At 71.0% G+C, this 19,764-nt stretch carries 18 protein-coding genes; 7 read left to right on the top strand and 11 right to left on the bottom strand.

Features of this window, described 5'->3' with window-relative positions:
• Window positions 1-8: 8 nt before the first annotated feature.
• Window positions 9-1,322 (bottom strand): hemolysin family protein, encoded by a 1,314-nt coding sequence (locus ACZ6YG_RS28310; protein ID WP_271276609.1) that lies wholly within the window; start codon window positions 1,320-1,322, stop codon window positions 9-11.
• Between the two features lie 86 nt (window positions 1,323-1,408).
• Here ACZ6YG_RS28310 and galE point away from each other — a divergent pair, with 86 nt between their 5' ends.
• Entirely contained in the window at window positions 1,409-2,356 is a 948-nt protein-coding gene (gene galE / locus ACZ6YG_RS28305) for a UDP-glucose 4-epimerase GalE (protein ID WP_466019656.1), read from the top strand.
• A gap of 59 nt (window positions 2,357-2,415) precedes the next feature.
• Complete coding sequence (locus tag ACZ6YG_RS28300) at window positions 2,416-2,565, top strand: hypothetical protein (protein WP_271276611.1); 150 nt, start codon at window positions 2,416-2,418, stop codon at window positions 2,563-2,565.
• A gap of 45 nt (window positions 2,566-2,610) precedes the next feature.
• Here the strand turns inward: ACZ6YG_RS28300 and ACZ6YG_RS28295 are convergent, their stop codons facing one another.
• The 3 genes from ACZ6YG_RS28295 to ACZ6YG_RS28285 form a co-directional block, all read right to left on the bottom strand.
• Complete coding sequence (locus ACZ6YG_RS28295; protein WP_148036921.1) at window positions 2,611-3,585, bottom strand: malate dehydrogenase; 975 nt, start codon at window positions 3,583-3,585, stop codon at window positions 2,611-2,613.
• A 55-nt stretch (window positions 3,586-3,640) separates the two neighbouring features.
• Window positions 3,641-5,713, bottom strand: coding sequence for a serine/threonine-protein kinase (locus ACZ6YG_RS28290; protein ID WP_466019655.1), 2,073 nt, complete (start codon window positions 5,711-5,713; stop codon window positions 3,641-3,643).
• A 108-nt stretch (window positions 5,714-5,821) separates the two neighbouring features.
• Window positions 5,822-6,364 (bottom strand): hypothetical protein, encoded by a 543-nt coding sequence (locus tag ACZ6YG_RS28285; protein ID WP_271276613.1) that lies wholly within the window; start codon window positions 6,362-6,364, stop codon window positions 5,822-5,824.
• Window positions 6,365-6,618: 254 nt separating this feature from the next.
• On the opposite strand from ACZ6YG_RS28285, the gene ACZ6YG_RS28280 reads away from it, so the two are divergent.
• The gene (locus tag ACZ6YG_RS28280; protein ID WP_466019654.1) at window positions 6,619-8,151 is read left to right on the top strand and encodes a hypothetical protein; all 1,533 of its coding nucleotides are present in this window, start codon (window positions 6,619-6,621) and stop codon (window positions 8,149-8,151) included.
• A complete protein-coding gene (locus tag ACZ6YG_RS28275) occupies window positions 8,148-9,206 on the top strand; it encodes a hypothetical protein (RefSeq protein WP_466019653.1) in 1,059 nt (352 codons plus the stop codon). The genes ACZ6YG_RS28280 and ACZ6YG_RS28275 overlap by 4 nt, the downstream gene beginning before the upstream one ends.
• Here ACZ6YG_RS28275 and ACZ6YG_RS28270 read toward each other — a convergent pair.
• From ACZ6YG_RS28270 to ACZ6YG_RS28255, 4 genes are all read right to left on the bottom strand, one after another.
• Window positions 9,203-10,204, bottom strand: a complete 1,002-nt coding sequence (locus ACZ6YG_RS28270) for a polysaccharide deacetylase family protein (RefSeq protein ID WP_466019652.1) — start codon at window positions 10,202-10,204, stop codon at window positions 9,203-9,205. The genes ACZ6YG_RS28275 and ACZ6YG_RS28270 overlap by 4 nt on opposite strands.
• Before the next feature lie 153 nt (window positions 10,205-10,357).
• Complete coding sequence (locus ACZ6YG_RS28265) at window positions 10,358-11,572, bottom strand: NADP-dependent isocitrate dehydrogenase (protein WP_148036915.1); 1,215 nt, start codon at window positions 11,570-11,572, stop codon at window positions 10,358-10,360.
• Window positions 11,573-11,623: 51 nt separating this feature from the next.
• A complete protein-coding gene (locus tag ACZ6YG_RS28260) occupies window positions 11,624-11,929 on the bottom strand; it encodes a DUF3017 domain-containing protein (RefSeq protein WP_148036914.1) in 306 nt (101 codons plus the stop codon).
• Window positions 11,926-13,047, bottom strand: coding sequence for a citrate/2-methylcitrate synthase (locus tag ACZ6YG_RS28255; RefSeq protein WP_148036913.1), 1,122 nt, complete (start codon window positions 13,045-13,047; stop codon window positions 11,926-11,928). The genes ACZ6YG_RS28260 and ACZ6YG_RS28255 overlap by 4 nt, the downstream gene beginning before the upstream one ends.
• A gap of 181 nt (window positions 13,048-13,228) precedes the next feature.
• On the opposite strand from ACZ6YG_RS28255, the gene ACZ6YG_RS28250 reads away from it, so the two are divergent.
• Complete coding sequence (locus tag ACZ6YG_RS28250) at window positions 13,229-13,870, top strand: FHA domain-containing protein (protein WP_148036912.1); 642 nt, start codon at window positions 13,229-13,231, stop codon at window positions 13,868-13,870.
• Here ACZ6YG_RS28250 and ACZ6YG_RS28245 read toward each other — a convergent pair.
• The gene (locus ACZ6YG_RS28245) at window positions 13,844-14,965 is read right to left on the bottom strand and encodes an anhydro-N-acetylmuramic acid kinase (RefSeq protein ID WP_466019651.1); all 1,122 of its coding nucleotides are present in this window, start codon (window positions 14,963-14,965) and stop codon (window positions 13,844-13,846) included. The genes ACZ6YG_RS28250 and ACZ6YG_RS28245 overlap by 27 nt on opposite strands.
• A gap of 4 nt (window positions 14,966-14,969) precedes the next feature.
• Window positions 14,970-16,499, bottom strand: a complete 1,530-nt coding sequence (locus ACZ6YG_RS28240; RefSeq protein ID WP_148036910.1) for a glycoside hydrolase family 10-like protein — start codon at window positions 16,497-16,499, stop codon at window positions 14,970-14,972.
• A gap of 88 nt (window positions 16,500-16,587) precedes the next feature.
• On the opposite strand from ACZ6YG_RS28240, the gene ACZ6YG_RS28235 reads away from it, so the two are divergent.
• Both ACZ6YG_RS28235 and ACZ6YG_RS28230 read left to right on the top strand, forming a co-directional pair.
• Window positions 16,588-18,018, top strand: coding sequence for a glycoside hydrolase family 3 protein (locus ACZ6YG_RS28235; RefSeq protein ID WP_466019650.1), 1,431 nt, complete (start codon window positions 16,588-16,590; stop codon window positions 18,016-18,018).
• Window positions 18,015-18,884, top strand: a complete 870-nt coding sequence (locus ACZ6YG_RS28230) for a MurR/RpiR family transcriptional regulator (protein ID WP_148036908.1) — start codon at window positions 18,015-18,017, stop codon at window positions 18,882-18,884. Before ACZ6YG_RS28235 ends, ACZ6YG_RS28230 begins: the two co-directional genes overlap by 4 nt.
• A gap of 22 nt (window positions 18,885-18,906) precedes the next feature.
• Here the strand turns inward: ACZ6YG_RS28230 and ACZ6YG_RS28225 are convergent, their stop codons facing one another.
• A complete protein-coding gene (locus ACZ6YG_RS28225) occupies window positions 18,907-19,689 on the bottom strand; it encodes an IclR family transcriptional regulator (RefSeq protein ID WP_466019649.1) in 783 nt (260 codons plus the stop codon).
• Window positions 19,690-19,764 lie beyond the last annotated feature (75 nt).

Genomic DNA, 19,764 nt, shown 5'->3' with positions numbered 1-19,764 from the left:
TAATTGTGTCAGGTATCGGCTTCGGGCGGCGACTCCACGACAGGGCGGCGTTTCACCCGCACCTTGGCGATCCGGCGGCCGTCGAGCTCGATGACGGTCAGGTCGAAGCCGCTCGCCTCGACGACGTCGTTCACCTCGGGCACGTGCCCGAGCATCGCCATGACGAAGCCGGCCAGCGTCTCGTACGGGCCGTCGGGCAGGCGGATGCCGGTCTCGTCGGCGAAGTCGTTGAGGTTGGTGAGCCCGTCGATCTCCATCACTCCGGCGGGCAGGATCACGGACTGGTCCTCGACGTCGTACTCGTCCCTGATGTCGCCGATGAGCTCCTCGACCAGGTCCTCCATGGTGACGATGCCCGCGGTGCCGCCGTACTCGTCGATGACGATGCACATGTGCTGGCCCTCGTCGCGCATCTCGGAGAGCGTGTTGAGCAGCCGCTTGGACGCGGGCACGAACTTGGCCGGCCGGATCGGCACCAGCTCGCTGAGCGGCTCGGTGCGGCCGGTGAGCACGGGGTCGAGCAGGTCCCTGACGTGCACGAAGCCGATGACCTCGTCGTAGGACTCGCGGTAGACGGGGAAGCGCGAGTGGGGCAGCGCGGCGGCCAGCACCGCCGCCTCGGCCAGCGGCGTGTCGGCCTCCATGAACTCGACCTCGGTGCGCGGCAGCATGAGCTCGCGGAGCTGGCGCTTGCCTGCGGCGAACACCTCGGCGATCAGGTTGCGCTCGTCGGGGGTCAGCTCGGCGTGGCCGACGACCATGTCGCGCAGTTCCTCGGTGGTGACCTCCTCGCGGTCGGCCTGCGGGTTGCCGCCGAGCAGCCGGACGACGCCGTCGGTGGACTTGGACAGCGCCCAGATGACGGGCCGCGACAGGGCGGCGAGGCGGTCGAGGAACGGGGCGACGACCAGCGACAGTCCTTCGGCCCGCTGGAGCGCGAGTCGTTTGGGGGCGAGTTCTCCGAGCACGAGGGAGACGTACGAGATGGCCAGGGTGACGAGCACCAGGGCGAGCACGCCGGCGATGGCGACGGGCACGCCCCAGCGTTCGAGCAAGGGGCTGAGCTGCCCGCTGAGCCGGTCGGCGCCGAACGCGGCCGAGAGCATGGTGGCGACGGTGACGCCGATCTGCACGGCCGACAGGAAGCGGTTCGGGTCGCGGGCGAGCTTGGCCACGCGTTCGCCGCGGCGGCCTTGTTGGGAGAGCTTGCGCACCTGGCTCTCGCGTAGCGAGACCATGGCTATCTCGGCGGCGGCGAAGAACCCGCCGATCAGGATGAACAGCAGGACCACGGCGATGTTGGCCGCGACGGTGTCAAACATGGTGGTTGGCAGCGTATACGGGCCTCTTGCCGCGTATGCTGAACGGCAAGCCGTACAAAATCAAACATATTCGAACTGGAGTCAACATGAGGCTGCTGGTCACCGGAGGGGCAGGATACGTCGGCAGCGTCGTCGCGGCGCAGCTCGTGGAGGCGGGCCACGAGGTCGTCGTGCTCGACGACCTGTCCACCGGCCACGCGGACGCGGTGCCGGACGGCGCGACGTTCGTGCGGGCCTCGATCGAGAACGCGGGGCCGGCGCTCGACGGCGTCGACGCGGTGCTCCACTTCGCCGCCAGGTCGCTGGTCGGCGAGTCGGTGGAGAAGCCCGGACTCTACTGGGCCCACAACCTCGGCGGCACGCTGGCGCTGCTGGAGGCGATGCACGAGCGCGGCGTCCGCAAGATCGTGTTCTCCTCGACCGCGGCCACGTACGGCGAGCCCGAGCAGTCGCCGATCAGGGAGAGCGACCCCACGCGCCCGACCAACCCGTACGGCGCCTCCAAGCTGGCCGTCGACACCGCGCTGACGGCCTTCGCCGGGCTACGCGGGCTGGGCGCGGTCAGCCTGCGCTACTTCAACGTGGCCGGCGCCTACGGCCGCTACCGCGAGCGTCACGCGGTGGAGACCCACCTCATCCCGAACGTGCTCAAGGTGGCCACCGGCGAGCGCGAGTCGGTCAGCGTGTTCGGCACCGACTACCCGACGCCCGACGGCAGTTGCGTGCGCGACTACGTACACGTCGCCGACCTGGCCAGGGCCCATCTGCTGGCGCTCGGCGCCTGCCGGGAGGGCGAGCACCAGATCTACAACCTGGGCAACGGCACGGGGTTCTCGGTGCTGGAGGTGATCGAGGTCTGCCGCGAGGTCACCGGCCACGAGATCCCCGCCGTCGTCGGCCCGCGCCGGGCCGGCGACCCGGCCGTCCTGGTGGCCTCGTCGCAGCGGATCCAGCGTGAGCTGGGCTGGAAGCCGGAGCGCACCGAGCTGCGGGACATCGTCGTGGACGCCTGGGAGGCGCTTTCCGGGATTTGACCCCTATCGGCGGTCGATATGTGCTGTGATACCGAAATGTGAGGAGCTTTTCACCAAGGGTGACGAAGGTACTCTTCGGCGCCGTGCTCGTGGCGGGTTGCGCGACGGCCGCGGCCGGAGTGGTGTTCGCCACGCCGAAGCCCGTGCCGGAGCCCGTGCCGGCCATACCGGCGTCCTCGGCGAGCTGCCCGGCGCCTACCGGAGAGTGACCCGGGCGCGCGCCCGCACGGACGCGCGCCTTCTCGTGGTACGGATCAGATCAGGCCCAGCGACTTGACCGCGTCGCGCTCCTCGGCGAGCTCCCGCACCGAGGCATCGATGCGCTCACGGGAGAACGCGTCGATCTCCAGCCCCTGGATGATCTCGAACCTGCCGCCGGCCGCCCGCACCGGGAACGACGACACCAGGCCCTCGGGCACCCCGTAGGAGCCGTCGGAGACGATCGCGGCCGAGGTCCACTCGGTGCCGTTGACCCAGTCGTAGACGTGGTCGATGGCGGCGTTGGCGGCCGAGGCCGCGGAGGACGCGCCGCGGGCCTCGATGATGGCCGCGCCGCGCTTGGCGACGGTCGGGATGAACGTGTCGCGCAGCCACTCCTGGTCGACCTGCTCGGCGGCGACCTTGCCGCCCACCTCGGTGTGGAACAGGTCGGGGTACTGGGTGGCGGAGTGGTTGCCCCAGATGGTCATGTGCTTGATCTCGGTGACCGGCACCTGGAGCTTGGCGGCCAGCTGCGAGATCGCGCGGTTGTGGTCGAGGCGGGTCATCGCGGTGAACCGGTCGGCCGGCACGTCGGGGGCGTGCTGCTGGGCGATGAGCGCGTTGGTGTTGGCGGGGTTGCCGACGACGAGCACCCGGATGTCGTCGGCGGCGTGGTCGTTGATGGCCTTGCCCTGCGGCCCGAAGATGCCGCCGTTGGCGCCGAGCAGGTCGCCGCGCTCCATGCCGGCCTTCCGCGGCATGGCGCCGACCAGGAGGCCGACGCTGGTGCCGTTGAACGCCACGTTGGGATCGTCGGTGATCTCGATGCCGGACAGCAGCGGGAAGGCGCAGTCGTCGAGCTCCATGGCGGTGCCCTCGGCGGCCTTGACCGCCTGCGGGATCTCCAGCAGGCTCAGCTTGACCGGGACGTCAGGCCCGAGTAGCTGGCCCGACGCGATGCGGAACAGCAGCGCGTAGCCGATCTGTCCGGCAGCACCGGTGACGGTCACCTTGACGGGCGTGGCCATGGCCTTTCCCCTAACTCGCAAGCTGATGCGTTGACTTTCGGATGTTACCCGGTCGTCATTCGCAGGCTTCCATCGCGGGCACCTTCGTCTCCGGCTCGAACTCCACGTTGCCGAAGTGTTTCGCGAGCAGCTCCTTGACCACGCCCTTGCGGTAGAGGTCGGCCAGCACGCCGGAGATCGCCTTGCACGTCCGCGCGTCGCCCTTGCGCAGGCCGACGCCGTAGCGCTCGTCGCTGAGCCCGGCGCCGAGCAGGCGGAAGCGCACGTTCTCCCGGCCGGCGAACCCGGCCAGGATGAGGTCGTCGCCGGGCACCGCGTCCACGGTGCCGTCGAGCAGCATGTTCATGCATTCGGCGTAGTTGCCTGCGGGCACCGGGTGGACCTTCACCTTGTCCTGCACGGCGCCCACCGACGGACTGTTGACCGCGCAGATCTTCTTGCCCTTCAGGTCGCCGAGCGAGTCGATGGGGCCCCGGTGGACCAGCACGTCCCGGTGGGCCAGGTAGTAAGGGCCGGCGAAGGCGACCTCGGGGTCGTCGACGATCGAGTAGGTGGCCACCACGAGGTCCACGCTGCCCTCGGCCAGCGCGCGGACCCTGGTCGCCGGGGAGACGGCGACGAACTCGACGTCCCGGGCCCCCAGCCCTTCGGCGACGCGGCGGGCCACGTCGACGTCGAAGCCCTCGAACGCGTCGCCGCGCCGCAGCCCGACGCCCGGCAGGTCGGCCTTGACCCCGATCACGATCTTCCCGGTCGCGGCCACCTTCTCGGCGACGCTCGCGTACGAGGGCGGCAGCGGGTCCTCCGTGGAGCCGGGATCCGGGCCGAGGGCGTTCAGCGGCCAGCCCTTGACCACCGTCATCGCGGCGATCGTCGCGACCACGGCCAGCGCGGCGGCGAACGCCACCCACCACTTCGCCCGTCCCCGCTTCCTGGGCGGCGCGGGCGCCTGACCGCCTCCGGCCTCCCGCGTCGGGACCCCGACGCCCTGCGCGCCCGTGCCGCCATGGGCCGGAAGACCCTGCGCGCCCGTGCTCCCCTGAGTTCCGTGCGCGCCCGTGCCTTGCGCCGGTCCGTACGTCCCCGTAACCCCCGGAGTCCCGTACGCGCCCGTACCTGAGCTGTCGTGACCCTGGACCGCGCCGGCGGCGGCGTGGCCGGGCGGGTCCTGCGCGCCCGTGCGGCCGGAGACGGCGGGGAAGCCGGTGACGGCCGAGGCCGTGCCCGGGGCGGGGACCGAGACGCGGCTGAACGGGGTGGTGTCGTCGCCGGCCACCTGCACCCCCCGGGTCAGCAGCGCCGTGGACGCCCCCACCGTCTCGGGCTGCCCGAGCAGCCGCAGCAGGATCTGGTCGGCGGACGGCCGGTCGGCGGCCGACTTGGACAGCGCCCCCCGCACCACGCCGCGCAGCGGCTCCGGCATCATCCCCACGTCCACCTCGTGGGTGAGGATCCGGTTGAGCACGGTCGCGATCGAGTTGCCCTCGAACACGGCGACCCCGGTGGCCGCGAACGCGATCGTCGCCCCCCACGCGAACACGTCGGTGAACGGCCCGATCTCCTCGCCGGCGATCTGCTCGGGAGCCATGTAGGCGGGGGTGCCGATGGCCCGGCTGGTGATCGTCCCGGTCGAGTCGATGATGCGGGCGATGCCGAAGTCGACCACCCGCGGCCCGTCGGCGGCGATGAGGACGTTGTCGGGCTTGAGGTCGCGGTGGATGATCGAGGCGTGGTGGATGGCGGTCAGCGCGGTGGCGGTGCCGATGGCCAGCCGGTCGAGCACGGTGCCGGTGAGCGGCCCGTCGGTCTCGACGATCTCGCGCAGCGCCCGCCCGTCGATGTACTCGCTGGCGATGTATGGAGTGTCGCCGTCGAGGTCGGCCTCCATCACCCTGGCGGTGCAGAACGACGCCACCCGCTTGGCCGCCTTCAACTCACGGGCGAAGCGGGAGCGTGCGCTCTTGTCGCCGGTGAATTTCACGTGCAGCAATTTGACGGCGGCCCGCTCGCCGTGCTGGTCGACTCCGAGAAAGACGATGCCCTGCCCGCCCTCGCCGATCCTTCCGGTCAGCCGGAACGAACCCAGCTGGGTGGGATCGCCGGCCACGAGCGGCGAGATCTGCGGCATTCCACTTCCCCACGTGTCCAATGAAGCCCGACGAGGCAAACTTTACGACGTTGCGGAACTTCCCAGAGAACCGTTAACCGTTCGTGACGTCACGTTTCGCGGACACATTCACCTGTCGCAGGCCGACCGGAGGTGGAACTCCCAGCTGGACTCGCCGAAGAGCGGGTCTTCACCGGAGGAACTCGTGGTCTGGCTCCCCCACCAGCGCTCCACCCGCAGCACCAGTTCGGGGACCGTCGCCTGGGCCCGGTCGCAGTCGACGACCTCCAGGCCGAGCGTCATCGAGAGCTTCTCCCCGGAGCCGACGGTCACGGGAAAGGCGGGGCTCTCGACCTCGGCGAGCCGGATCCCGTCCGCGCGCAGGCCCACACCGGTGACGGTGACGGGGAACCAGCCGTCGTTGACGACCGTGTGCCGCAGCCGCATGCTCGTGTACCGGATCCGGTCGGCGTCGTCGCTGAGCACGGAGATGTGGGGGTCAGGTGCGCCGTGCGTCAGCCTGGGCACGGCCAGCCCGCTGACCGACGCGCCCAGCACCAGCAGCACCACGGCAGCGAGGGCGCCGAACGCGGCACTCATCCGCCGGACCTCGCGCTTACCGGCCGTCCCCGCGCTGTGATCCAGCCGGTCCCACACGTCGTCGGATATCACTCATGCACCCCTGTCACCTCGATGGGCATTCTGCTACTTTCTCCCGGGGTGACGAGGGGTATTTCGTGGGGTTAATTCTTTTTCTGGTGTTCCTGGCGGTCGCGGTCCCGCTCACACTCCGTGCCCAATCCGGGCCGGTGACCCGGGAGGCGATGAACCGTTTCTCCCGCGTACACCAGGTTGAAGTCACTCCTTACAACGGCACGGCGATTCTGCGTTATCTGCATGTCACACAAGGTCTGATGTGGGCCGGAATGGGCGTCGGATTCGCCGTCATGTTCGCGCAGGCCCCCGGAGAATCGTTCACCGTCAGCCCTTTCTGGCCGGTCACCGGATGGTTCTGCGGTTTCGCCGCGGCCGAAATGGTGCTGGCTCGCCGGGGCGGGCCTCTGGGGCGTCCGCTCGGCCTGCGGCTGGCGCCGCCGCGGGCGACCGGGCTGTGGGTGTTCGCCGCCATGGTGTCCGGCGCGATCGCGCTGGCCTCCGTGCTGCGCTCGTTCCGGACCGAGGTGGATCTCGCCGAGCGCGGCTGGGCGGTGTTCACGCTCGCCGTGGTGCTGACGGTGAACCTACTCGTCATGGGGCTGCGGCGGCGGCCGCTCCGCGCGGGGCCCGCCGACCTGGTGTCCGCCGAGCTGGCCATGCGGTCCCGGTCCGCGCGCCTGCTGCTGGCCGGCGGGACGATCGTGGCGATCTGGTCGGCGCCAGGTGGCGGCTGGTCCTCCGATCCGGAGATCATCCGCTCGCTTCTCAGCCTCGTCGTGTCGCTGCTGGCCTTCTCCATGGCGCTGCCGCCCGAACGCCTCACCCAGGCGGGCCGGCCGCTCCGGTGGCAGGTGGTCGCCGCCGTGCTGCTCACGCCCGTCCTCGCGGCCGGCTGGAACGCCGCCGCCGTCGAGCCGGACGAGCAGCCGAAGTCGCCTCTCACCGAGCCCTACGCCAACGCGGCCCTGTTCGCCTACGTCACCCCGGGTAGCCCATGGGAGATCGCCACGATGCCGGACGGCCGCGAACCGGACGACGAGTGGGACGAGAGCACCTGGGACTTCGGCGGGTTCTCGCTGGACAGGGCCGTCACCCGGCTCGCCACCGGCGACGGAGGCAGGCAGGAGGGGCCGCTGGCGCTCAGCGGCGACGGCCACCACGTCGTCTACCTCGACTCCGTCACGGACCGCCTGGTCGTCCAGCACCTGTCAGAGGCCACCCGGCGCGACCTCACGGGGCCGCTGCCCGCCCACGCCGTCCCCCGGCCGCTCCTCTCCCACCACGGCCGCCTCGCGGCGCTGGTCTCCGCCACCGGGACCGAGCTGGTCGACACCGCCACGGGTGACAGGACCGCCCTGCCCGGCGTCAGGCGCGTGCTCGGCCTCGGCCCGTACGGCGTGGTCGGCACCACCGGCCACCGCGCCCTGCCCGGCGCGCCCGGCACCGAGCTGGTCACCCTGGACCCGCGGGGCCGGGTGCGCGGCCGGGCGCCCTTCGACCCCACCCTCCCAGCCCTGGCCACCCAGGACGGACGCTCCCTGATCGTGTTCACGGACGACGAGGCCGTCACCATGGACGCGCGCACGGGCCGGGTGACCGATCGGGCGGCGTTGAAGCTGCCCCGTCACCACGGCCCGCCGGAGCCGCTGGGCTGGTCGGCGGAGGGCAGGCTCGCCGTGCTGATCGAGCCCGACGGCGACGACGGCCACTACCACCTGGTCGACCCGGGCACCGGCAGGTCGAGCCCGATGAAGGGTGTCATGGACAAGCTCGACCACGGCGTGTTCGGGCTGATCCCGTGAGCGCGCTCTGGCGGCTGTGCGTGGCCGCGGCGGCGGCGCTCGCCGCGGCGTGGCTGATCTACGGCGGCGGCCCGCCGCCGGTGGAGTTCCTGAGCCCGGAGCCGGCCCCGCCGGCCACCCCCGCCCCGGCCGCGGTGAAGCTGACCGGGCCCGCGCCCGCCCCCGTCCGGTACGCGTACGAGCCGCACTGCAACGACGGGACCGACGGCTGCCGGCACCACATCCTGGTGTCGGCGACGGGTCAGCAGTGGTGGGTGGAGGGCGCCCACGACGACGCCCCGTTCGCGCTCTCCTCCGACGGCACCCTGGTCGTCCACCCGTTGGGCGACCGGTTCGTCGCCAGGGACCTGACCACCGGCACGGTCACGAAACTGCCCGTCAAGACGGAGGAATCGGTCGGGGAGATCTTCGGCGCCCAGCAGCCGCTGCTCTCCCTCGACGGCCGCCACCTGCTCGTCCGGCACGACCACCTGGACGAGGACGTCGAGGTCGTGCTGGAGCGCCCGATGATCGTCGACATCCGGCGCGGCACCGTGCGCCGCCTGCCGAAGGGCGAGCGGGTCGCCGGCTGGACCACCGAAGGGCTCGCCCTGGTGACCGACCACCCCGCCCGCGACCTGCCCGGCTATGCCACCTCTGCCGCGTACGTGATCCGCCCCCCCGGCGGCCGGGTGGTGCGGCGCTTCACCGTGCCCGGCAACCTGGCCCACGGCCTGCCGTCACCGTCGGCCCGCACGCTGGCGACGCTCGCGAAGGAGATCGCCCCGCACGACGTGGTCAGCACCGGCATCCTGCTGACCGGCACCGAAAACGGAAAGACCCTCCGCACGATCGTGCCGCGGCTCCCGGAGGGCCTGCGGGCCGACGCCCTCATCCGCTGGGAAGGTGAGGACGCCCTGCTCGTCCGGGCCGAGGACCGTCACGGCAAGATCTCCTACCACGTCGTGGACCTCGCCACCGGGGCCGCACGGGACCTCCGCGTCGCCATGGCCCCGGTCTCCGACTACATGCTCGCCCCGGCGGAGCTCTCGGTGCTGATCGGGTCGGTCCGCTAGTAGGCCAGCGCCTTCGCCTTGTACGAGGCGCGCAGGAACGGGTTCTTGAACTTCGGGTACGCGACCGTCGACGGGTCGCCGTCGGAGGTGTAGCGCATGTCGGGGTTGGCCTTCAGCCAGTCGAGCCAGGCCGTCGAGCAGAACTGCGCGCAGTCGCCCTTCTTGTCCATCGCCCTGATGCGCGGGATGCCCAGTGCGTCGAACGACTTGCTGAACGGCGACGCCGCGGGCGTGTAACCGGCCAGGAAGACGCCCTGGTGGTGGTACGACTTGCCGCGCGCCGCCCACTCCTTCTTGCGCGGCTGCACCCCGTACGGGAGCGCGATCGTCACCGGCTTGACCCCGGCCAGCTCGTTGATCTCCTTGCCGATCGAGCCGATCTGCTCCTCGACCTGGTCGTGCGTGCGGGCGCGCAGGTTGTAGTGGTCGCGGGTGTGGTTGCCCAGGTCGAAGCCGTTCGACTTGAGCCACAGCAGCGTCTGCGCCTGCTCCTCGCGGACGTGCTTGCCGAACATGTCGCGGGTGATGTAGAAGGTCGCGACCGGGCGGAAGCCGGAGTGCTTGGCGGCCACCTCGCGCATGATGGCGACGGCGGTGTTCGCCTTGGGCGTGCCCATCGCGTCCAGCGTGAGCTGGGACGGGGAGGAGTCGTCGAAGGTGAGCACCACCGGGTGCTTGCCGGCCGGGATGTCGATCTTCCCGGTGACGAACTCGGCCGCGGTGACCGGCACGTAGTTCTCCTTGGCCAGCCGTTCGAGCTCGGTGCGGAACTGGGCGGGCGTGCGGTCGTCGGTGGTCCCCGGCTTGTCGACGATCCGGTGGTACATGAGAACCGGGACCTGGCCCAGCTCGTTGGCCTTGACGGCCGCGGCCGCCTTCGCCTGGGCGGCCTTGAACAGCTGCTGCTTGGCGGCGCTGTCGGCCTTGGCGTCCTTCACCTGGGTGACCGGCTCGGAGCCGCACCCCGACACGATCACGGCGACCGCGACCGCACCCACGCCACCGATGAAACGCAGTCGCATTCGAACCCCCCGAGACGCGCACGACTGTTATGGAGGGCTCTTACCCAGCTGATCAACCGCGGCGCACCAAGGGATCGTCCGGGAAGCGGAAAGGGCCGCCCGGAGGCGGCCCTTCACGTGAGACGGCGGTCAGGCCATCTTCTTCTTCAGGTTCTCGTCCAGGGCCGCGAGGAAGTCCTGGGTCGTGAGCCACGCGGCGTCGCCGCCGACCAGGAGCGCGAGGTCCTTGGTCATCTGGCCGCCCTCGACCGTCTCGATGCAGACCCGCTCCAGCGTGTCGGCGAACTCGGTCACCGCGGGGGTGTTGTCGAGCTTGCCGCGGTGGGCGAGGCCACGGGTCCACGCGAAGATCGAGGCGATCGGGTTGGTGGAGGTGGGCTTGCCCTGCTGGTGCTGGCGGTAGTGGCGGGTCACGGTGCCGTGCGCCGCCTCGGCCTCGACGGTGCGGCCGTCGGGCGTCATGAGCACGGAGGTCATCAGGCCGAGCGAGCCGAAGCCCTGCGCCACCGTGTCGGACTGGACGTCGCCGTCGTAGTTCTTGCACGCCCAGACGTAGCCGCCCTCCCACTTGAGCGCGGCGGCGACCATGTCGTCGATCAGGCGGTGCTCGTAGGTGATGCCGGCCTTCGCGAAGTCGTCCTTGAACTCGCTCTCGAACACCTCGGCGAAGATGTCCTTGAAGCGCCCGTCGTAGGCCTTCATGATCGTGTTCTTGGTCGACAGGTAGACCGGGTAGTTGCGGTCCAGGCCGTAGCGCATGGAGGCGCGGGCGAAGTCGCGGATCGACTCGTCCAGGTTGTACATCGCCATCGCGACGCCCGAGCCCGGGAAGTCGTACACGTCGAGCTCGATCGGCTCGGAGCCGTCCTTCGGGGTGAAGGTGAGGGTGAGGGTGCCCTCGCCCGGCACCTTCAGGTCGGTGGCGCGGTACTGGTCGCCGAAGGCGTGACGGCCGACGACGATCGGCTTGGTCCAGCCCGGGACGAGCCGCGGCACGTTGGACATGATGATCGGCTCGCGGAAGATGACGCCGCCGAGGATGTTGCGGATCGTCCCGTTGGGGGACTTCCACATCTGCTTGAGGCCGAACTCCTCGACCCGCGCCTCGTCCGGGGTGATGGTGGCGCACTTGACGCCCACGCCGTGCTTCCTGATGGCGTTGGCGGCATCGATGGTCACCTGGTCGTCGGTGGCGTCACGGTGCTCGATGCCGAGGTCGTAGTACTTAAGGTCGATGTCCAGGTAGGGAAGGATCAGCTGGTCCTTGATGAACTGCCAGATGATCCGGGTCATCTCGTCGCCGTCGAGTTCGACGACCGGGCCCTCCACCTTGATCTTGGGCATGCGAACGGTTCCCCTTCATGAATGAATGCGTTGAGGCTATCGGACGCCTCGTCAGCGAGAGAAAAGGGACTCGATCAGGGCCTTCGCGGCCGGGTTGTCGAGCAGCAGCGAAGTCAGCACCAGCATGAACCCGGCCAGCCCGAGCGTGACCGCGTCCGCCTTCCGGCCGCGCACCGCGAGGGGCCCGCCGAATCCGGAGAAGCGCAGTGCGGCACCGATCATGATGACACCGCCCAGGGCGAATCCGCCCCAGCGCGGGTCGATCAGGAACACCAATCCCACGGCGACGGCCGCACCCGCCAGAATCAGCGGGTACGGCCCCCAGCCCTCGCGTTCGACGTCGTCACGCAGGCTCATCGCTCGTCGATCGGCTTCCACTTCTGGTCGGTCTCGCCGATGTACTCGCTGTCCGGGCGGATCAGCCTGTTGTCGGCGTGCTGCTCGATCACGTGCGCCGTCCAGCCGGACATGCGGCTGATCGAGAACACGGGAGTGAACAGGTCGGTCGGGATGCCAAGGTAGTGGTAAACCGAGGCCGCGTAGAAGTCGACGTTCGGATAGAGGCCCTTCTCCTCGAAGACGACCTCCTCCATCTCCTTGGACATCCGGTAGTAGGTGTCGTCGCCGGCCGACTCGGCCAGCTCCTGCGACATGCGGCGCAGATGGGTGGCGCGCGGGTCCTCGGTCTTGTAGACCCGGTGGCCGAAGCCCATGATCTTCTCGCCGGCGCCGAGCTTGTCACGGACCGCCTGGGCGACGCCGGTCGGCGAGATCGACTCCAGGGTCTTCATGACCTGCTCGTTGGCGCCGCCGTGCAGCGGGCCCTTGAGCGTGCCGATGGCCGCGACGATGGCGGAGTGCATGTCCGAGAGGGTAGCGGCGCAGACGCGGGCGGCGAACGTGGAGGCGTTCATCGTGTGGTCGGCGTGCAGCACCAGGCAGGTGTCGAAGATCTCCACCTCGCGCTGCGAGGGGACGCGCCCGGTGATCTGGAACAGGAAGTTCGCCGCGGTGCTCAGCGAGGGGTCGGGATCGGGGGCGGTCGCGCCGGTGCGGGCCGCGTGGTAGCGGGCCACCAGCAGGGGCTGCTGGGCGGTCAGGCGGGCGGCCTTGCGCAGGTTGGCGTCGGGGGCGTTCGAGTCCTTGTCAGGGTCGTCCGCGCCGGACAGCGACACGTAGCTGCGCAGCGCCTCCATCGGTTTCTGTTTCTCGGCGATCTCGGAGATGTTCGCCGAGACCAGCTCGCCGAGGTCACGGCCGCGCACGAGGTCGTCGCCGTACTCCTGGAGCTCGGCGCGGTCGGGCAGCTTGCCTCGTTGCAACAGGTACGCGGTCTCCTCGAAGGTCGCGCGGCCGGCCAGATCGTGGATGTCGTATCCCCGGTAGAACAGCCGACCTGCTTTTCCGTCGATGTCGCTGAGCGCTGTGGACGCGGCGACGACGTCAGCCAGGCCTTTGGTGGGCTTGTCCGCCATGAGTGTTTCCTCCGCTTATCTTCGCCCGAAGTCTACCCGTGAGCAGGCAAAACCGTCCGCAGAGGTCCAGACCAATTTCACGCGCGATTCTGCTTTCGGCAAAGGCGATTCCGCATCCCCACGTTTGGGTAAGCCGGAGCTGTAGTAAGAGTTACGGCGGGCTACCTGGGGAGGAACTGCCGTGGAGGGGCCGTTCATACGCATCGAGGACACAGGCGAGGTGATCCCGTTGCGCCCCGAGATCACGACGGTGGGAAGGGGCCGCGGTGTCGACATCCGGCTCACCGATCCCAGCGTCTCTCGGCTCCATGCCGAATTCGTCAGGCGAGGGCCTTACCTGTACGTCGTTGACCTGGGCCTGTCCCGCAACGGCACACGGGTGAACGGCAGGCCGATCGCCCGGAGGGTGCTCGACGACGGCGACGTCGTCTCGTTCGGGGCCGCGCGAGGACGGGTCGGCGGAGTCCCCCGTGAGGACTTCGCGCCCGAAGTGGAGCTCCGCAGGGCGGCGGCGCCCGAGCTGACCAGGCGCGAGGTCGACGTGCTCACCTCGCTCTGCCGGCCGGCCCTGTCGGATGAGGCGTTCGTCGCTCCGGCCACCGCGCGGGAGATCGCCGACGACCTGGTCGTGACCGAGGCCGCGGTCAAGCAGCACCTGCTGCGGCTTTATCAGAAGTTCAGGATCCCCGAAGGCACCAACCGGCGCACGCGACTGGCCAACGAGGTCGTCGCGCTCGGCCTGGTGCGTCCGACCCCCGTGGTTCCCCCGCAGCGGGCGGGCACCACCGCGGAGCCGTCAGCGGCGGGCCGCAGGGCTTCCTGAGAAGCGGATCGCGACCGGGGCTTCGGCGAGGGGTTCCGGCAGCGTCAACGGACCGGAACCCGGCGTGATCGTGCCCAGGATCCGGGCGCCCGACGCGCCCGTGCACCCGGGCACGGTCGCCGCCAGGCCGTGTGCGGTGAGCCAGCCGAACAGCGAGAAGGCGATCGCCTCCTTGCTGTCGGCCGGCACCCCGAGTTCGTCGCTGGTCAGAAACCTGGCCGGCGTCGCGCGCAGGCGGAGCATGCTCATCAGCGCTGGGTTGCGGGCGCCTCCGCCCGACACGATCACGGTGTCGAGCCGGTGCCTGCGGATCTCCGCGGCGACCGTCTCGGCGGTCAGCGCCGTCAGCGTCGCCACCAGGTCCGTCAGGGGCAGCTCCGCCTTCACGTAGTCCGGCGTGAACAACTCCTTGCCGGTGGACTTCGGCGGCTCCTGGAGGTAGTAGGGCTCCGCGAGCAGCCGGTCGAGCAGGTCCCGGTCGACCGTGCCCGCCGACGCCAGCGCGCCGTCCCTGTCGTACGGCGGCGCGGCGGCGTCGATCAGGGCGCAGCCCGGCCCGGTGTCGTAGGCCAGCGGAGGCTCGCGCACGGTCAGGTTGGCGATGCCGCCCAGGTTGAGCGCGCCGGCGCGACCCGGCAGCCCCGCCATGAGCAGCAGGTCGAGATACGACACCAGGGGCGCGCCCTGGCCTCCGGCGGCCACGTCGCGCGCCCGTACGTCCGACACGACAGGAACGCCGGTGCGCTCGGCGATCCAGGCCGGCTGGCCGAGTTGCAGCGTGCCGCGCACCCGGCCGTCCTCCACCCAGTGGAACAGGGTCTGGCCGTGCGAGCAGACCAGCTCGCATGGCGGCGCTCCGGCGGCGGCGCCGGCGAACGCCTGCCCGATCAGCGTGTCCAGGGCGCACACCTCGCCCAGGTCGACGCGGTGGGGCGGCAGCGCGGCCCGGATGCGGGCTCTCAGCTCCGGCTCGTACGGTCGCTCGCCCGTGTGCTCGATCCTGCCGGTGAGCACGCCGGCGTCGAGCGTCCAGTCCACGACGGCGCTGTCGATGCCGTCGTGGGACGTGCCCGAGATGAGGCCGAGAACCCGCATGATCTCAGATCACCGGGAACCCGTTGCTGGGCTTGCTGGTCCGGTTGGCCCGGTCGACCGCCACCACGTGGTAGTGGTCGCCGCGCTTGCCGTCGGGGTCCTGCCAGACCACCTGCCGGTCGCCGGGGACGACCGCGACCAGGTGGCGGGCGTCGGCGAACTGCGCGTCCCGCGCCCTGCCGGGGAAGCGGAAGATGGCGAACTGGAACGGCTCCTGCCTACCGGTCGCCACCGCGCGCACCTCGACCCCGCCGCGCTTGCGCAGCGCGTAGGCGAGCACGGGACGGTTCGGCGCCTTGCCCGTCGCCAGCCTCGGCAGCACCGGGGCGAGCGCGGGCCGGACGTAGTGGTCGGCGACGGCGGTGCTCACCGACGCGATCCGGTCCTGGCGCAGGTCGTTGGCGTTGTACCAGATGTCGCCGCTGATCTGCGGGTGGTCGCGGTTGAGCGTGAGGTGGTCGGACAGCTCCTTCGGGTCCTGCCACTCGGGCGCCTGCGCGGGGTCGCCCGCCTTGTACGCGGCCTGCCCGATCCACAGCATCGTCTTCGTGCCGTCGGCCACGTCCGACCACCAGGGCACGAGCTTGGAGTAGTCGGCCGGCGGCTGGCCGATGTACCAGTAGAGCTGCGGCGCGATGTAGTCGAGCCAGCCCTTCTTGACCCAGCCGCGGGTGTCGGCGTGCAGGTTGTCGTACGACTGGCCGCCGTTGGTCTCGGAGCCGAGCGGGTCGGTGCCCTTGTTGCGCCAGATGCCCGACGGGCTGATGCCCCAGGCCGCCTCCGGCTTGACCTCGCGGACCCGCTGCTGCATCTCGGAGACCATCAGGTCGACGTTGTTGCGCCGCCAGGCCGCCAGGTCGGGGAAGCCCGCGCCGTACTTGGCGAACTCCTCGGCGTCGTCGAAGGCCGTGCTGTTGGTCGGGTAGAAGTAGTCGTCGAAGTGCAGGCCGTCGATGTCGTAGCGGGCCAGCGCGTCGAGCATCGCGTCCTGGCAGAACTTCCGCACCTCCGGCATGCCGGGGTTGTAGTAGAGCTTGCCGCCGAACGGGAGGATCCAGTCGGGGTTCTTGCGTCCGGGGTGGTCGGGGTGCAGCTTGTTCGGGTCGTCCTGCATCGACACGCGGTACGGGTTGAACCAGGCGTGGAAGGCCAGGCCGCGCTTGTGCGTCTCCTCCACGAAGAAGGCGAGCGGGTCGTAACCGGGGTCCTGTCCCTGCACGCCGGTGATCCAGTGCGACCACGGCTCGAACGGCGACGGCCAGAACGCGTCGGCGGTCGGCCTGATCTGCATGAACACCGAGTTGAGCTTGCGCTGCTCGGCCAGGTCGAGCCAGGCCAGATACTCGGCCTTCTGCTCCTCGACGCTCAGGCCCTGCTTGGAGGGCCAGTTGATGTTCACCACGGACGCGATCCACATGCCGCGCATCTGGCGGAGCGGGGGAACGTACTCGGCGGACGCGAAAGCGGGCAGGGGAACCGCCGTGGCGGCGGCGGCAAGGGCGAGACCCTTCAGGAGAGTCCTTCGGCTGGGCATGGGGGGTGGCCTCCCGGAAGCGGTTGTGTCGAGGGCGACGATGACAGAAAATTACCTTCAGTTCAACAACCGTGAAGGAAAATGCCGCATGACCCCAGACCTGTCCCGCCTGGCCATGACCGTGCTCCAGCCGGGGTACGCGGGAGCCTCGCTTCCCGACTGGATGCGCGGGGCGCTCGATCAAGGGCTCGGCGGCGTCGTGCTGTTCGCGCGCAACCACCCGCTCGACCGGGCCGCCCGGCAGATCCGCGCGCACAGCCCGGACGCGATCGTCGCCGTCGACGAGGAAGGCGGCACCATCACCCGCTTCGAGGTCGAGCACGGCAGCTCCGTCCCCGGCAACCGGGCGCTCGGCGTGGTCGACGACGTGAAGCTCACCGAACGCGTCGGCCGGCAGCTCGGCCGCATGCTCGCCGGCGCCGGCGTCACCCTCGACTACGCGCCGACCGCCGACGTGAACGCCAACCCGGCCAACCCCGTCATCGGCGTCCGCTCCTTCGGCCCGGACCCGGACCTGGTGGCCCGCCACACCGCCGCCTACGTGGCCGGAGTCCAGGGCGCCGGCGTGGCCGCCTGCGCCAAGCACTTCCCCGGCCACGGCGACACCACCACCGACTCCCACCTGGCGCTGCCCACCGTGCACGCCTCCCGCGACCTGCTCGCCGAACGCGACCTGCCGCCGTTCCGCGCCGCCGTCGAGGCCGGCGTGCGGTCGATCATGTGCGGCCACCTGCTCGTGCCCGCCCTCGACCCGGACCTGCCCGCGACACTCAGCCGCGCCGCCCTCACCGAGCTCCTGCGGGGCGAGCTCGGCTTCGACGGCATGCTGGTCACGGACGCCATCGAGATGCGGGCGGTGGCCGCCATGTTCGAGCCCGGCGAGATCGCCGTACGCGCCCTCGCCGCCGGCGCCGACGCCGTCTGCGCCGGCCACGTCACCGAGGACGGCCTGTACGCGCTACGCGACGCCATCGTCGAGGCCGTCCGCTCCGGCGCGCTGCCCGAGGAACGCCTCGCCGAGGCCGCCGCCCGCGTCCGCGCCGTCTCCGCCTGGTACGCCGGCCAGGCCGCGCTCCGCGCCCAGGCACTCGCCGAACCGGACGACCCCGCCGGTCTCGAAGCCGCCCGCGCCGCCCTCACCGTCACCGGCGCCGCCCGGCTCACCGGGCCGCCGCTCGTGGTCGAGGTCAACACCCGTCACAGCCAGGCCGTCGACCAGGTCAACCCGACCGGCGTCACCGCCGCCCTGGCCGCCGCGCTGCCCGGCACCCGCCGCGTCCCGCTGGAGCCCGGCGCCGCGCTCCCGCCCCTCGGCACCGGCCCCGCCGTCCTCGTCGTGCACGACGCCGCCCGCCACGCCTGGGTACGTGAGCGCATCGAGCAGGCCGTACGGGAGCGTCCCGACATCGTCGTCATCGACACCGGCATCCCGGCCGAACCCGCCGGCGCCGCCCACCTCGCCACCCACGGCATCTCCCGCGTCTCCGCCCAGGCGGCGGCCGAACGGCTGACCTCGTGACCGGCACCACCGAACCGGCCAACCCGGTCGCCGCGGTCCGCGCCGTCCTGCCGTCGCTCACCCCCGCGGCCCAGGCCATCGCCCGCATCATCCTGGACGACCCCGGCCTCGTCGTGCGCAGCACCATCACCGAGTTCAGCACGGTGTCGGGCACCAGCGAGGCGACGATCGTCCGTACCGCCAGAGCGCTCGGCTTCACCGGCTACTCGCAGCTGCGCTTCGCGCTGGCCGCCGCCGTCGCCAAGGAGCCCGAACGGCTCGTCCCCGGCGACCTCGCCCCCGACGACCCGCTCACCGACGTCATCGCCAAGGTCGCCCGCGCCGAGTCCGAAGCCCTCGCCGACACCGCCGCCCAGCTCGACCCGGACCGGCTCGACGAGGTCGTCACCGCCATCGTCGGCGCCCGCCGGGTCGACGTCTACGGCGTCGCCGCCTCCGGCCTGGTGGCCGCCGACATGTCGCAGAAGCTCCTGCGGATCGGGCTGTCGAGCCACCCGTTCAGCGACGCCCACCTGGCGTTGACGAGCGCCGCCCTGCTCAAACCCGGGGACGTGGCGGTGGCGATCAGCTGCAGCGGCGAGACGCCGGACGTCCTCGTCCCGGCCCGCACGGCGGCCGAGACGGGGGCGCTGCTGGTCGCCATCACCAACAACCCGCGCTCCTCCCTGGCCGCGCTCGCCCACCACACCCTGGTGTCGGCGGGCAGGGAGACCGCGTTCCGGCCCGGCGCGCTGGCCAGCCGGATCAGCCAGCTGCTGATCGTGGACTGCATCTTCGTGGGGCTGGCGCAGCGGACCTACGACAAGGCGGACGCGGCCATCCGCGCCACCCGCCAGGCCACCGACCGCTACCGTCAACGCACGTGACCGTCGTCTGCCGGCCCGCTGGTCAGCTCGTGTCCCTTGTCGCCGGAGAGGCGAGCGAGGACAGGTCGCCTTCGATCTTGGCGGCCGTGGCCAGCAGCGGCGGGAGGAGCGTGCGTCTGGCCTGCTGGAGGGTGGTGCGGCTGGCGTGGGTGGAGACGTTGACGGCCGCGACGACCGCCCCGGAACGGTCCCGGATCGGGGCGGCGATCGAGCGGAGGCCCTCCTCCATCTCCTGGTCGACCATGGCCCAGCCCCGCTCGCGGATGCCGTCCAGCTCGTCGCGCAGCGCCGACGGGACGGTGATGGTGCGGGAGGTCAGGCGGCGCAGGTCGGCCTGGTCCAGGTAGGCGTCGAGGTCCGCCGGGGGTAGGCCGGCCAGGAGGACGCGGCCCATGGAGGTGCAGTAGGCGGGGAAGCGGGTGCCGATGCTGATCGACACGCGCATGATCCGGGCCGTGGCGACGCGGGCCACGTACACGACGTCCTCGCCGTCCAGCACCGCGACGGAGGCGGACTCGCGCACCTCGGCGGCCAGGCGTTCCAGGTGGGGCGCGGCGACCTCGGGCAGCGACAGGCTGGACAGGTAGGCGTACCCGAGCTCCAGGACACGCGGCGTGAGGGAGAACAGCCGCCCGTCGTTGCGCACGTAGCCGAGGTCGGCGAGCGTGAGGAGGAAACGGCGCGCGGCGGCGCGGGTGAGGCCGGTCGCGCGGGCCACCTCGCTCAGCGTCAGCCGGGGGGCGGTGGCGCTGAAGGCGCGGATCACGGCCAGGCCGCGGGCCAGCGACTGCACGTGTTCGACCATGAGGTTCCCTTGACACCGGCGGGCAGAGGCGCAGCTCTCCGAAATGTTCGGCTAGTGAATAAGTGTACGCATGCC

Source organism: Nonomuraea sp. NPDC054003 (assembly GCF_055585125.1).
This window is presented reverse-complemented; position numbering and strand designations above follow the sequence as displayed.